Annotated in this window: 12 protein-coding genes; 5 read left to right on the forward strand and 7 right to left on the reverse strand. The window is 69.4% G+C overall.

Features of this window, described 5'->3' with window-relative positions; translation table 11 throughout:
* Positions 1-139 precede the first annotated feature (139 nt).
* From ABLE88_RS17355 to ABLE88_RS17365, 3 genes are all read left to right on the forward strand, one after another.
* The gene (locus ABLE88_RS17355) at positions 140-1,510 is read left to right on the forward strand and encodes a glutamate--cysteine ligase (RefSeq protein ID WP_348832945.1); all 1,371 of its coding nucleotides are present in this window, start codon (positions 140-142) and stop codon (positions 1,508-1,510) included.
* 282 nt (positions 1,511-1,792) lie between these two features.
* Positions 1,793-2,737: a DMT family transporter gene (locus tag ABLE88_RS17360; RefSeq protein ID WP_348832946.1), complete on the forward strand. Its 945-nt coding sequence runs from the start codon at positions 1,793-1,795 to the stop codon at positions 2,735-2,737.
* A gap of 142 nt (positions 2,738-2,879) precedes the next feature.
* Complete coding sequence (locus tag ABLE88_RS17365) at positions 2,880-3,440, forward strand: PadR family transcriptional regulator (protein WP_348832947.1); 561 nt, start codon at positions 2,880-2,882, stop codon at positions 3,438-3,440.
* A gap of 246 nt (positions 3,441-3,686) precedes the next feature.
* Here ABLE88_RS17365 and ABLE88_RS17370 read toward each other — a convergent pair whose 3' ends face one another.
* The 7 genes from ABLE88_RS17370 to ABLE88_RS17400 form a co-directional block, all read right to left on the reverse strand.
* The gene (locus ABLE88_RS17370) at positions 3,687-4,304 is read right to left on the reverse strand and encodes a phenylacetic acid degradation protein PaaY (RefSeq protein WP_348832948.1); all 618 of its coding nucleotides are present in this window, start codon (positions 4,302-4,304) and stop codon (positions 3,687-3,689) included.
* Between the two features lie 31 nt (positions 4,305-4,335).
* Positions 4,336-5,139 carry an enoyl-CoA hydratase gene (locus ABLE88_RS17375; RefSeq protein ID WP_348832949.1) on the reverse strand — a complete coding sequence of 268 codons (804 nt, stop codon included), beginning with the start codon at positions 5,137-5,139 and terminating at the stop codon, positions 4,336-4,338.
* A gap of 109 nt (positions 5,140-5,248) precedes the next feature.
* Positions 5,249-6,472 carry an acyl-CoA dehydrogenase gene (locus ABLE88_RS17380; RefSeq protein WP_348832950.1) on the reverse strand — a complete coding sequence of 408 codons (1,224 nt, stop codon included), beginning with the start codon at positions 6,470-6,472 and terminating at the stop codon, positions 5,249-5,251.
* Between the two features lie 13 nt (positions 6,473-6,485).
* Positions 6,486-7,877, reverse strand: a complete 1,392-nt coding sequence (locus tag ABLE88_RS17385; protein WP_348832951.1) for a tetratricopeptide repeat protein — start codon at positions 7,875-7,877, stop codon at positions 6,486-6,488.
* 87 nt (positions 7,878-7,964) lie between these two features.
* Positions 7,965-10,334, reverse strand: coding sequence for a xanthine dehydrogenase family protein molybdopterin-binding subunit (locus tag ABLE88_RS17390; protein WP_348832952.1), 2,370 nt, complete (start codon positions 10,332-10,334; stop codon positions 7,965-7,967).
* Position 10,335: 1 nt separating this feature from the next.
* Positions 10,336-10,872 (reverse strand): (2Fe-2S)-binding protein, encoded by a 537-nt coding sequence (locus tag ABLE88_RS17395; protein ID WP_348832953.1) that lies wholly within the window; start codon positions 10,870-10,872, stop codon positions 10,336-10,338.
* Positions 10,865-11,755 carry an FAD binding domain-containing protein gene (locus tag ABLE88_RS17400; protein ID WP_348832954.1) on the reverse strand — a complete coding sequence of 297 codons (891 nt, stop codon included), beginning with the start codon at positions 11,753-11,755 and terminating at the stop codon, positions 10,865-10,867. Before ABLE88_RS17400 ends, ABLE88_RS17395 begins: the two co-directional genes overlap by 8 nt.
* A gap of 387 nt (positions 11,756-12,142) precedes the next feature.
* On the opposite strand from ABLE88_RS17400, the gene ABLE88_RS17405 reads away from it, so the two are divergent.
* Positions 12,143-12,904, forward strand: coding sequence for an N-acyl homoserine lactonase family protein (locus tag ABLE88_RS17405; RefSeq protein ID WP_348832955.1), 762 nt, complete (start codon positions 12,143-12,145; stop codon positions 12,902-12,904).
* A 46-nt stretch (positions 12,905-12,950) separates the two neighbouring features.
* A complete protein-coding gene (locus ABLE88_RS17410) occupies positions 12,951-13,706 on the forward strand; it encodes an SDR family NAD(P)-dependent oxidoreductase (protein ID WP_348832956.1) in 756 nt (251 codons plus the stop codon).
* Positions 13,707-13,953: the final 247 nt, after the last annotated feature.

The raw sequence follows: 13,953 nt of genomic DNA on the forward strand, positions 1-13,953 counted from the left end.
CCGGCGGGGCGGCGTTTCACATCGCCAGGAGGGAAATGCGGCGGCCGGCGGCGGTTTTGGGCGGGCGGCGCGCCGCCCGTTTGCCTCGGCGATGCGGGCGTGTATGGTCGCCCGCCGATTTTGCTCGAAGAGATTTTTTATGGCGCGCGACACGTTGGATGCGACCCCCATTTCCTCGCGCGACGAGCTCGTCGCCTGGATGGAGAAGGGGAACAAGCCGCAGGGCGCCTTCCGTATCGGAACCGAGCACGAGAAGATCCCGTTCACGCTCTCCCGCCACGAGCCGGTGCCCTATGAGGGGCTCAAGGGCATCCGCGCGCTGCTGGAAGGCATGCGCATGCTGCTCGGCTGGGAGCCGATCATGGAGGGCGAGACCATCATCGGCCTCGCCGACGTGACCGGGGGCGGGGCCATCTCGCTGGAGCCGGGCGGCCAGTTCGAGCTCTCCGGCGCGCCGGTCTCCACCATCCACGAGACCTGCTCCGAGCTGAACGCCCACCTCGCCCAGGTGCGCGAGGTCGCAACCCCGCTCGGCATCGGCTTCCTCGGCATCGGCATGAGCCCCAAATGGTCGCGCTCGGAGACCCCGGTGATGCCCAAGGGGCGCTACAAGATCATGTCCGCTTATATGCCCAAGGTGGGCACGCTCGGGCTCGACATGATGTTCCGCACCTGCACCGTGCAGGTGAATCTCGATTTCTCCTCGGAAGCCGACATGGTGCGCAAGATGCGCGTCGGCCTCGCGCTCCAGCCCATCGCCACCGCGCTGTTCGCCAATTCGCCCTTCACCGAGGGCAAGCCCAACGGCTTCCTGTCGTTCCGCTCGGAGATCTGGCGCGACACCGACAACGACCGCTCCGGCATGCTGCCCTTCGCCTTCGAGGACGGCTTCGGCTTCGAGCGCTATGTCGACTACGCGCTCGACGTGCCGATGTATTTCGTCAAGCGCGGCGACAGCTATGTCGACGTGGCCGGCAGCTCGTTCCGCGACCTGCTGGCCGGCCGCCACCCGCTGCTGCCGGGCGAGAGCGCCTCGCTCTCCGACTGGATCAATCACCTGTCCACCATCTTCCCCGAGGTGCGCCTCAAGCGCTTCCTGGAGATGCGCGGGGCCGACGCCGGCCCGTGGGCGAAGCTGTGCGCGCTGCCGGCCTTCTGGGTGGGGCTGCTTTACGACCAGGAGAGCCTGGACGCCGCCTGGGACCTGGTGAAGGACTGGACCGCCGAAGAGCGCCAGAAGCTGCGCGACGACGTGCCCCGCCTGGCGCTCGGCGCGCCGTTCCGCTCCGGCACGGCGCGCGACGTCGCCCGGCGCGCGCTGGCGCTCGCCACCGAGGGCCTGCGCCGGCGGCAGCGCCTCGACCGCAGGGGGCGCGACGAGACCCATTTCCTCGAGCCGCTGGAGGAGGCGGTGCTCACCGGCCGCTCGCCCGCCGATCTGCTTCTGGAGCATTACCGCACCGATTGGCACGGATCGGTGGAGCCCGCCTTCACCGCGCTCGCTTATTGAGCCCGGCGCCGGGCGGCCGGCGGCCTCCTGGACCCATGCGTGCGGCGCAGAGCCGGGCGCGGCCGGATGCGGACGGCACCCGCGCGCGCGGCGCCGCGACCGGCTAGACTTCCATCCGACCGGCCGAACATCGTCGTCTTGGTGGCCGGCCGGCGGTGAAACCGCTCCTGTTCCATCCCCGTCTGCTCCGCGCGCCGGAGCGCCATTCGCCACCCCTCCTCGCGCCGGCGCAAGCCGTCCCCTCACCATCCTCGCATCGCCTCAGGCCACGCGGATCCTGCCATGTCCCATCCCCCGCGCGATGCCCCCCTGGGCTCCACCGACTGGATGCTCTATGTGGCGAGCGTCGTCATTTTCGGCTCCGGCTGGCTGCCCATGCGGCTCCAGCTCGGCGAGGTGGCGCCGGAGGTCTCGGCCTTCTGGCGCTTCGCGTTCGCGACGCCGGTGGTGTTCGCGGTGGTGCTCGCCACCGGGGCGCGGCTCGCCTTCGGCCTGCGCGACCATGTCCTGTTCCTGGGCCTCGGCGCCTCGCTGTTCTCCTGCAACTTCCTGAGCTTCTATTATGCCGGCTACCACCTGCCCTCGGGTCTGATGTCGGTGGTGTTCTCGCTGGTGGCCATCATCATCCCGCTCATGTCGGCGCTGTTCCTCGGCGCGCCGCTGCGGCGCGGCCTCCTGTTCGGCGCGGCGCTCGGCGTGGCGGGCACGGCGCTGGTGTTCGGGCCGAGCGTGATCGCCGCCATGTCCGGCGGGACCGGCGGGGCCGAGGCGAAGGCCCATATGGGCGTCGGCCTGGTGCTGGCGCTGGTCGGCACCTGCTGCTTCTCGATCGGCAGCATCCTGTCGGGCGTCGCCGGCCGGCGCGGCCTGCCGCTTTTGTCCATGACCGCCTTCAGCTTCGCCTACGGCCTCGCCGTGCTGGGGATCGCCGCGCTCGCCGGCGGCAAGCCCTTCCTCATCGAGACCTCGGCGCGCTATCTCGGCTCGCTCGCCTTCCTGGTCGTCGGCCCCACGCTCTCGGGCTTCGGCATCTATCTCGCGCTGGTGCGGCGCATCGGCGCCAGCCGGGCGGGCTACGGGACGGTGCTCTATCCGCTGATCGCGCTCGCGCTCTCCACCTTCTTCGAGGACTTTCACTGGACGGTATCGGCGGCGCTCGGCATCGCCCTCGTGCTGGTCGGCAACATGCTGGTCCTGCGCGCGCCCGCGCCCGCCAGGCCGGCCTGACGCGGGCGCCCGGCCGGCGCCGGGCTGCTGGCGCGGGCGCGGGCGATGCTCTAGATTAATTTCCCCACGGGACGGAAGACGGCTCGGCGCCGGGCGTGCATAGACGGCCACGCAGCGCCGGCATTACGCATGGTAGACTGGAATGTCGCTGAAGTTTGCGCTGCTCGGGCTGATCGCCATTCAGCCGGCGTCCGGATACGACTTGAAACGGACCATCGAGCGGTCGATTTACTACATCTGGAACGCGACCTCTCCCCAGATCTACAATACCCTCGCCAAGCTCCGGGAGGAGGGGTTCATCACCTCGGTCGACCTGCCGCAGCGCAGCAAGCCCGACAAGAAGATCCACGCCATCACCGAGGAAGGCCGCGCGGCGCTGCAGGCGTTCCTCAACGAGCCGATCCGCTCCTCGGTCACCCGCGACGAGGTGCTGCTGCGCATCTTCTTCGGCAATTTCGCGGACCGCGCCACCATCCACAAGGAGCTGCTCTCGAACCTCGAGCGCATCCGCGAGGAATGCGCCTATCTGGAATCGGTCGAGGCGCGCATCACCGCCCATCCGGGGCCGAAGATGGAGGCGCGCAAGTTCCAGCTGCTCTCGCTGCGCATGAAGGTCGCGCAGCTCAGGGCCATGGAGGAGGAGCTGGTGCGCTTCCTCGCCGACGAGAGCGCCCTGCCGCTGGAGAATTTCGAGCAGGTGTGATCCGGCTTCGCCGCCGGCGTGGCCCTGCTTCACCGCCGTCATGCCCCGGCGTGTCCGGGGCATCCACCGGGCCGCCTTGCTCGGCGCTTCCAGAATCGCCGCCAGCCCCGCCGCGCCGTGGATCCCCCGGACAAGCCGGGGGATGACGGCAGGGTGTGGAGCGATGGGTCTGGAGCATCAAGGCGAGGAGAAGGGGGCTACGGCGCCCGCCTGCTCACCCGCCCCCCAATTCACCGGCCCCCTTGTTCACCCGCGCGCCGCCTTGCCGCGGACCTCGCTCAGGGTCTTGCTGATGCGGCCTTCATAGCGCGGCCGGTTCGCCTGGGGCTCGGTGAGCGGCGTCACCGGCCGCAAAGTGGCGAGGCAGCGCCGGGTGAGCTCCTGGTATTCGAGCGTGCCGCCGCGCTTCCAGCCGAGGTCCTTGTCGGCGAGCGTGCGCACGATGCGCGCCGGCACCCCCACCACCAGGCTCTTCGGCGGCACCACCATGCCTTCCGGCACGTAGGTCATGGCGCCGATCACGGCGTCCTCGCCGATCACCGCATTGTCCATCAGCACCGCCTGGATGCCGATGAGCACGTTGCGGCCCACATGGGCGCCGTGGATCACCGCGCCGTGGCCCACATGGCCGTCCACGTCGATGATGGCGTCGCCGCCGGGAAAGCCGTGCATGATGCAGCCGTCCTGGATGTTGGAGCCCTCGCGCATGACGACGCGGGCGAAGTCGCCGCGCAGCGAGGCGCACGGGCCCACATAGCAGCCCGGGCCGATCTCCACGTCGCCGATCAGCACCGCCGTGGGATGCACGAAGGCGGTGGGATGGACGACCGGGACGAGGTCCTCGATGGCGTAGCAATTGTTCATTCGTCCTGCCTTTTTCGTCCTTGATGGCGCGTCAGCGCCCCGAAAAGACCGGCGCGCGCTTCTCTTTGAAGGCGAGCCGGCCCTCCTTGTAGTCGGCGCTGGCATAACAGGCCGTCACCATCTCCTGCAGCCGAAGCTCCTCGTCCGGGCGCACCGACGGGGTCAAAGCGAGCTTGCAGGCCTTGGCGAGGGCGATGGTCATCGGCGCATTGGCGGCGATGACGGCGGCATAATCGGCGACGATGGCCGCGCGCTCCGCCGCCGGCACGACGCGGTTCACGAGGCCGAGCGCCAGCGCCTCCGCCGCGTCCACCTGCCGGGCCGAGAACAACAGGTCCGCGGCGACAGCCGCACCCACCGCCTCGGTGAGGTTGCGCTGGCCCTCGATGTCGTAGCCGAGCCCGAGCCGCGCGGCCGGCACCGCGAACCGCGATCCCTCCGCGCAGATGCGGATGTCGCAGCACAGCGCCAGCGCGAGCCCGCCGCCGATGCAGAAGCCGCCGATGGAGGCGACGGCGGGCTTGGGGAAGCCCTTGAGGCGCCGGTAGGCGCCGGCCGATGCCTCGTGATAGCGCGCCACCTCCTCGGCGGTGTTGCGCTCGCGCTCGAACTTCGAGATGTCGGCGCCCGAGGCGAAGGCGGTCTCGCCCCGGCCCGCGACCACGAGCACCCGCACCGCGTCGTCGTGCGCCAATTGGTCGAGGAGCGCCATGGCCTGCCGCCACATGGCAAGGTCGATGGCGTTGCGGCGGTCGGGATTGTCGATCACGAGGCGCGCCACCGGACCCTCGCGCTCGCAGACGATGCGTCCCTCGGCCTGCGCGGTTTGCGTCATGCCCAAACTCCCTCTGCCCGGCGCGGCCTTTCCGAGGCGCCCGTTCCGACCATCGCCCGCTCCGCGCGGGGCGGGGATGGACGTGGCAGCAGCATAGACCAGACGGTGCTCAGAAGAAGGCCTGGATGCCGGTCTGCGCGCGGCCGAGGATCAGCGCGTGCACGTCGTGGGTGCCCTCATAGGTGTTCACCGTCTCGAGGTTCACCATGTGGCGCATGACGTGGAATTCGTCGCTGATGCCGTTGCCGCCGTGCATGTCGCGGGCCATGCGGGCGATGTCGAGCGCCTTGCCGCAATTGTTGCGCTTGATGAGCGAGATCGTCTCCGGCGCGATCTGGCCGGCGTCGAACAGCCGCCCCGCCTGGAGACAGGCGAGCAGGCCCAGCGTGATCTCGGTCTGCATGTCCACCAGCTTCTTCTGCACCAATTGGGTGGCCGCCAGCGGGCGGCCGAACTGCTTGCGGTCGAGCGTGTATTGCCGCGCCGCGTGCCAGCAGAATTCGGCCGCGCCCATGGCGCCCCAGGAGATGCCGTAGCGCGCGCGGTTGAGGCAGCCGAAGGGACCGGCAAGGCCGGTGACGTTGGGCAGCAGCCGGTCGGCCTCGACGAACACGTCCTCCAGCGCGATGTTGCCGGTGGGCGAGGCGTGCAGGCTCAGCTTGCCGGTGATGGCCTGGGTGGAGAGGCCCTTCATGCCGCGCTCCAGAACGAAGCCGCGGATGATGCCGTCGTCGGTCTTCGCCCAGATCACGAACACGTCGGCGATGGAAGCATTGGTGATCCAGGACTTCGAGCCGCTGAGAAGGAAACCGCCGTCGACGCTCCTGGCGCGGGTCGCCATGGCGCCGGGATCGGAGCCGGCGTCCGGCTCGGTGAGGCCGAAGCAGCCCACCCATTCGCCGGTGGCGAGCTTCGGCAGATAGCGCATGCGCTGCGCTTCGCTGCCATAGGCATAGATCGGGTGCATGACGAGCGAGGACTGCGCGCTCATGGCCGAGCGGTAGGCGCTGTCCACCCGCTCCGCCTCGCGGGCGCACAGGCCGTAGATCACGTAGGTGCTGCCGGCGCAGCCGTACTTCTCGGGGATGGTGAGGCCGAGCAGGCCGAGGGCGCCGAACTCGGAGATGATCTCGCGGTCGAACCGGTGCTCCCGGTTGGCCTTGAGGATGCGCGGCATCAATTTGTCCTGGCAGTAGGCGCGGCAGGTGTCGCGCACCAGGCGCTCCTCGGCCGAGAGCAGGCTCTCGAGCTGGAGCGGGTCTTCCCAGGCGAACGGCGCGTAGACGTTGGACGGCACGCTCGCCACTTTGCCCGGCAAAACGGTCTCGTTCATGTTGCTCTCCCGATCACGCGGCCGCCGGGGCGGGCAAAGCGTCGGCGCTCTGCAGCGCCTTGGCGGCGAGATCCATGTCCCCGAGGTCCGTCAGCACCTTGGCGTAGTCGCGCCAGTTGCGCCGCGCGCGCGGGAACTGGGCGACGCGCTCGGAGAGCAGGCTGCGGGTCATGTGCAGGCGGCCGGCGCGCCGCGCCGCGTCGATGAGGATCTGCGAGAACAGATCGCGCTGGGCGAGGCTGCCGCCGATGGGGGCGAGCTCGTTGCGCATGGGCCAGAGGATGTCGCAGGCCTTGGCGTATTCGCCGTTTTCATAGGCGATCATGGCCTCGCAGAGCGGGATCAGGATCGCCTGCGTGGTGCGCGCGTTCCAGCCCTCGCCCTCGGTGGCGAACACCGCCATGGACTGGATCTGCGCGCGCGCCGTGTCGAACCGCCCCTTGGCGGCGAGCGCGAGGCAGAAATGGGCGTCGCGGAACGGCAAGACGTGGTCATGGATGCGCGTCGCCGCATGCTCGGCGATGAGGTCCCAGCGGTTGCCCACGTCGACGCCGGCGATCTGCAGCCGCTTGAGGAACGCGGCCTGGTTGGAGACGTCCACATAGGTCTCCGAATTGAGCGAGGACAGCTCGTTGTCGAACACCTGGAGGGCGCGCTCGTAGTTCTCGGCGACGATGTGGAACAGCCCCCGGTGCCACCACACATGAGCCTTGAAGAAGTTCTTGTGCGCCCAGTCGTCGCGCGAATAGTCGAGCCAGTCGGCGCCCTCGCCGAAGCGGCCCTGCATCTCCATCACATGGGCGACCGAATGGATCGCCCACAGGTCCTCGGGGTTGGCCTCCACCGCCGCGCGGCCCCAGCGCTCCGCATCGGCATAGGCGCCGCACTCCTCGAGCGCATAGGCGTACATGCCCTGCACGTGGGAATAGCCGGGCGTGGCCTCGTCCCAGGCGCCGAGCGCGCCGGAGACCACCGAGCGCAGCACGTTGTTGCGGCCGGTGTAGAACGCCATGGTGTGGTGCAGCTTCAGGGCCATCAGGTCCTGCGGCCACTGGTTGAGCACCTGCTCCCAGGCAAGGCACGCATTCATGAGGTCGCCCTTCACCCAGGCCTTGAGGGCCGCAAGGTGGAGCCGCTCGCGCTCGGTGATGTCGCCGCCCGCTTTCTCCAGCTCCGCCAGGGTCTGGCGCAGCTTCGGGAACACCGCGGGGTTCTCCAGCATCATCAGCAGATAGCCGCGATAGCACTGGGCGAGGACGCAGTAGGGGTCCTCGGCGAGCGCCGCCTTCACCTCGGTGGAGGCATTGGTGCCGTAATTGAGATAGTCGGCCACCGCCCGGTCGAGATGGGCGACCGCCTTCGGGCTCGAGGTCGTCACGTCCAAGCCCCGGATGTCCTGGTGCATAGCAGCTCCCTTCCCTTGCCTGCGCGGCGCTTTTCCGGCCGCGGCCGGGCGCGCCTTCGTCGTTTTCCGATCAGCCCTGGCCTCGGGCTAGACCGCCTCGTCCAGCGCGACGCCGAGGCCGCGCAGCACCCGCTCCGGCGTCGCCGGGAACTGAAAGATGTCGCCGCCGCGCTGGCGCAGCGCGTCGGCCACGGCGCAGGAGATGCCGGCGAGGGCGCCGATGATCGAGCCCTCGCCGCAGCCCTTGAAGCCGCCCAGGGCGCCGGAGGGCGTGTTGGCGTGGTGCAGCTCGACGTGCGGCACCTCCAGCGCCGAGGGCACGAGATAGTCGGCGAGCGTGACCGTGCGGGGCTGGCCGTTCTCGTCGTAGACGAGCTGCTCCAGCAGCGCCTCGCCCACCCCTTGCGCGATGCCGCCGATGATCTGGCCTTCCACCACCGCGGGGTTGATCAGCCGGCCCACGTCCTCGGCGGCGACGTAGCGCACGATCTCGACGCCGCCGGTCTCCTCGTCCACGTCCACCACCACCACATGGGCGCCGGCGGCGAACGAGCCGTGCTTGGGATCGTAGAAGGCGGTGACCTCGAAGCCCTTGTTGATCTCGCTCGGAATGTCCTTGGCCGAGAAGAAGCTGCGCTCGGCGAGCTGGCGCAGAGGCAGCGACTTGGTGCGGTCGATCGTCTCCACCACGCTGTCCACCAGCATCAGCTCCTCGGCCGGCACCTGCATCAGGTGGGCGGCGACGTCGAGGATGCGGCGCCTCAGCTCGCCGGCCGCCTGGATCACCGCGCCCGAGCCGAACACCGCGGTGCGCGAGGCGAAGGTGCCGAAGCCGTAGGGCGCCATGCCGGTGTCGTTGGTGAGGCAGGCGATGTCGTCGATCCGCATGCCGAGCTCGTCCGCCGCCACCTGCCGCATGGCGGTGGCGATGCGCTGGCCCTGGGAGGGCAGGGCCGCGGCGAGGGTGAGGGTGCCGGTGGTCTCGATGCGCAGCGTGACCGCGTCGCGGCCGGGCTGGAGCAGGGTTCCCGGCCCCACCGCCGTGCTGGTGCCGAGGCCGGTCAACTCGGCGAAGCAGACGATGCCGATGCCGCGCAGCTTGCCCTTGGCGAGCATCTCGCGCTGCTCCGCGCGCAGCGCCCGGTAGCCGGATTTGGAGACCGCCATGTCGAGGCACGGCAGGTAGCCCACATTGTCGTGCACCAGATTGTTGGCGTTGCGGAACGGCATCTGGCTCTGGGGGATGATGTTGCGGCGCCGGATCTCGACCGGGTCGATGCCGAGCTGCGCCGCCGCCTGGTCGAGCAGCAGCTCCAGCGCGGCGGAGGCCGACGGGCGCCCCACCGCGCGATAGGGGCCGACCGGGGTCTTGTTGGTGGCGACGCCGCGCGTCACGTAGCGCAGCGCCTTCACCTGGTAGGGGCCCGGCATCAGCCCGCCGGTCTGCAGCGGCTCCATGCCGGCCGACCACAGATAGGTCGAATAGGCGCCGACGTCGGTCCAGATGTCCGATTGCAGCGCCAGGATCCGCCCCTCGGCATCGAATGCCAGCTCCACCTCGATGTCGTGCTCGCGCGCATGGGTGGAGGCGACCATGTTCTCCAGCCGGTCCTCCACCCATTTCACCGGGCGGCGCAGCTGGAGCGCGAGATAGGCGCACACGAACTCCTCCGGATAGATGGAGGCCTTCTGGCCGAAGCCGCCGCCGGTCTGGGGCGCCACCACGCGGATGTCGGTCTCGCCAAGGCCCAGGTGCCGCGCCAGATAGTGGCGCACCACGTAAGGCAACTGGTGGCTCATCCACATGGAGAGCTTGAACGAGCCGTCGCGCCAGGCGGCGACGCACCCGCGCCCCTCCATGCACATCGCCTGCTTGCGGCCGAGCTGGAAGCGGCGCTTGACCACCAGGTGGGCGGCCGCGAAGGCGCCATCCACGTCGCCGTTCTGGTATTCGCGCTTGATGAGATAGTTGTTGGGGCAGGTGTCGTGCACCAGTGGGGAACCGTCGCGCTCGCCGGCCCGGGCATTGGTGACCACGGGCAGGGGATCGTAGTCCACCTCGATCCGCTCGATCGCGTCCTCGGCCAGCGCCCGGCTCTCCGCCACCACGGCGCAGATCGCCTCGCCGCAGAAGCGCACCTTCTCCACCGCCAGCCAGTGCTGGGTCGACTGGCCGCCGGAGAAGCGGTTGGGCATGGACTTGAAGGGCTCGACCTGGCCCAGCAGATCGGCGCCGGTGAGCACATGGATCACCCCCGGCAGCGCCCGCGCCTCGCTCACGTCCACCTTCAGGAGCCGGGCATGGGCGTGCTGGCTGCGCAGGAAGGCGACGTGGTACATGCCCGCCATGGAGATGTCGTTGAGGAACCGGCCCTCGCCCTCCACCAGCGGGATCGCCTCGTTAGGCAGCACCGAGGTGCCGACCATCCGCTCATTGACGAAACGTGTGCCGGACATGTCACCCCCGCTCGTGGTCGTGCAGCGCGCGCTCGCGCGGCGCGTGGCCTTGCGTTGCCTGCTCCCGCAGCGCGGCGGCCGCCGCCTGGACCGCCTCGACGATCGCCTGGTAGCCGCTGCACCGGCAGATGTTGCCGGACAGGTATTCGCGGATCTGCGCCTCGGTCGGGTCCGGGTGGCTGCCCAGGAGCTCGATGGCGGTGGCGAAGAAGCCGGGGGTGCAGAAGCCGCACTGGATGGCGAAGTGCTCGAAGAAGGCCTTCTGCACCGGGTGCCAGGCGCCCTGCGGGTCCTTCAGGCCCTCGATGGTGGTGACCTCGCGCCCGTCCGCCTGCACCGCCAGCATCAGGCAGGAGCGCACGGTGCGCCCGTCCACGGTCACGGTGCAGGCGCCGCAGACGCCGTGCTCGCAGCCCAGATGGGTGCCGGTGAGGTGCAGTTGGTCGCGCAGGAAGTCGGCGAGCGAGGTGCGCGCCGCCACGTCCTTGGTGTGGGTGCGCCCGTTCACCGTGAGGGTGATGCTCAGCTGCTCAGGCATGGTGCTCTCCCCGGCTGCGCGCCAGCGCGGTGTTGAGGGCGCGGCGGGTCATCACGCCCGCCAGGTGCCGCCGGTAGCCGGAACCGGCATGGACGTCCTCGGTGGGCTCCACCGATCCCATGGCGAGCCGCGCCGCCGCCGCGAACAGGTCGCGTGCGCCGGCGGCATCGATGCGCTGGCCGGTGAGCAGCTCCTCCGCCGCCAGCACGCGCACCGGCCCCTCGCCCATGCCGACGAGGGTGAGGCGGGCCTCCTCGCACACGCCGTGGCGCATGGTGAGGAGCGCCGCCGCCCCGCCCAGCGCGAAGTCGCCGAGCCGGCGCGCGAACTCCACGAACGCCCAGCCGGTGCCCGGGCGGGCCGCGGGGTAGCGCAGCTCCACCACCATTTCGCCGGGCTCCAGCGCCGTGGTCATGATGCCCTGGAGGAAGTCGTGCGCCTGCACCTCGCGCCGGCCGCCGGCGCTGGCGATCACCACGCTGCCGCCGAGCGTGAGCAGCACGCTCGGATGCTCGGCCGCCGGATCGTTGTGGGCGACGCTGCCGCAGGTGGTGCCGCGATTGCGGATGGCGGGATGGGCGACATAGGTGGTCGCCTCGCGCATCAGCGGCCAGCCGGCCGCCACCAAGGGCGAGTTCAGGATGTCCACATGGCGCACCAGCGCGCCGACCCGCAGCGTGCCGCCATCCACCTCGAGGCGCGCCAAGTCCTCGATCCGGTTGATGTCCACCAGGATCTGCGGGGCGACGATGCGCATGTTCATCATCGGCATGAGGCTCTGCCCGCCGGCGAGCACGCGCCCGTCCGGTCCCGCGTCCTGGAGGATCGCGGTCGCCTCCGCGAGGCGGCGCGGCGCACGGTAGTCAAACCCGGGTGCTTTCATGGCCCGTTCGTTTCCCCCGATCTTTCAATGCGCTGGCGCCGTCGCTGATCAATGCGGCTTATGGAGATCGCGCTCAGCGGTCTTTATAAGTTAGAGCTTACATATGTACAGGGAGGCTCGCAAGATCGCGTCACCGGCGCCGTAAAATCGTATAAACAATTGAAAATATTAACTTAAACGCGAATTTAGGGGATATTGACGGTGTTCTCGCCATCAACTACCAATAGATAAATAAAAACCTATTTCCCTTCGGGCATCGGCGCGGTCCCGGCGCGCAGGTGCATCGACCCGGCCGGCGCCGGACACAGGGGCGGGAGAGGCCTGTATCGAGATGGTGATGAGCGATTGCATCGAGATGCCGACGAGCGCCGGTATGGGAGCGCGCGCATGAAGATGAACATCCTCGACGGCGGCCGGGTGCGCATGCGCCGGCGCATCTTCGTGCCCGACGCCGCGCGCGAGGAGCAGATCGAGATGCCGGTCATCTCCACGTTGTTCCGCCATCCCAAGGGCAACGTGCTGTTCGACACCGGCTGCCACCCCTCGGTGGAGACCGACGCCGAGGCGCGCTGGGGCGGCCTTGCCCGCCTGATGACGCCGATCGCGGCGCCGAACACCAACGTGGTCGCCGCGCTGGCGCAGGTGGGCCTTCAGCCCGACGACATCGACCTGGTGGTCAACTCGCACCTCCATCCCGACCATTGCGGCTGCAACTGCTTCTTCCGCAAGGCGCAGTTCTTCTGCCACGCGGCCGAGCTCGCCGCCGCCGAGGCCGAGAATTCCGACGCGCAGGGCTACCGGCGCGTCGAATGGGACCTGCCCATGCGCCTCGACACGCTCACCGGGAGCCACGATCTGTTCGGCGACGGCCGGCTGGTCAGCGTGCCGCTGCCCGGCCACACGCCGGGCTGCATGGGGCTGCGCGCGGAGCTCGCCGGCGACGGTGTCTTCCTGCTCGCCGCCGACGCCGTCACCCTGAAGCGCAACCTCGACCGGGACGAGGTGCCGATGAATGCGTGGGACCGCGAGAAGCTGCTCGCCTCCTACGAAATCGTCCGCGCCGAGGAGGCGCGCGGTGCCACGGTGATCTGCGGGCACGACGACGAACAATGGCGCACGCTGAGGACCGGCGTCGACGCCTATTCATGACCCAAACGCCCGAGGCGGGCGCAAGAACAGGGCGAAGGGAGAAGCAATGGAAACCGGGCTGAAGGACAAGGTCGCCATCGTCACGGGCGGCGCGCGCGATGTGGGCGGCGAGATCGCCCGCGGACTGGCGCGCGAGGGGGTCCGCGTGGCGGTCAATTACAACAGCTCGCAGGACGAGGCTAAGGCGCTGGTGGACGAGATCGCCGCCGCGGGCGGCACCGCGCGCGCGGTCAAGGCCGACATCAGCGACTATGGCGAGGTGCAGGCGATGACCGACGGCGTGGTCGCCGCGTGGGGCCGCCTCGACATCCTGGTCAACAATGCCGGCTTCGTGAAATACCAGCGCTTCGTCGAATCCGAGCCGGCCGACTGGAAGAAGCAGATCGACATCTGCCTTTATGGCGCGCTCAACTGCTCCCACGCCGCCGCGCGGCACATGGTCAAGCAGCAGAGCGGGCGGGTCATCAACATCGTCGGCGACAGCTCGCGCATCGGCGAGGCGAACATCTCGATCGCCGCCACGGCGCGCGGCGGCACCATCGCGCTCGGCAAGTCCATGGCCAAAGAGCTCGGGCGCTACAACGTCACCGTCAACACCATCGCCCTCGGCCTGATCGAGACCGCGCACCAGGACCCGGAATTCCTGGCCAAGAACATGGAGCGCATCGTCAAGGCCTATCCCTTGCGCCGCATCGGCAAGCCGAACGACGTGGCGCCCATGGTGGTGTTCCTCGCCTCGGCCGGCGCCGAATGGGTGACCGGCCAGGTGATCAGCGTCAACGGCGGATTTTCCATGGTCTGAGGCAGGCATCCGCCGGCCTGCGCGCCGGCGGACGCGGACGAATTCCGGCGCCTCGGCGCCGGATGGAGGGGTCCGGGCGCACGGCGTCCGGGCCTTGGGAGCGACGATCAAGAAAACCATAAACCCAGGGGAAACGTCATGAAGATCAGTGGTTACAAGGTCACGCTGGCGGCGGCACTGGCCGCGAGCGCGCTTTCGGGGGCGGCGTTTGCCGCCGATCCGATCAAGATCGGCGTGGTGACGCCGA

Source organism: Xanthobacter luteus (assembly GCF_040049235.1).
Classification (GTDB): domain Bacteria; phylum Pseudomonadota; class Alphaproteobacteria; order Rhizobiales; family Xanthobacteraceae; genus Xanthobacter.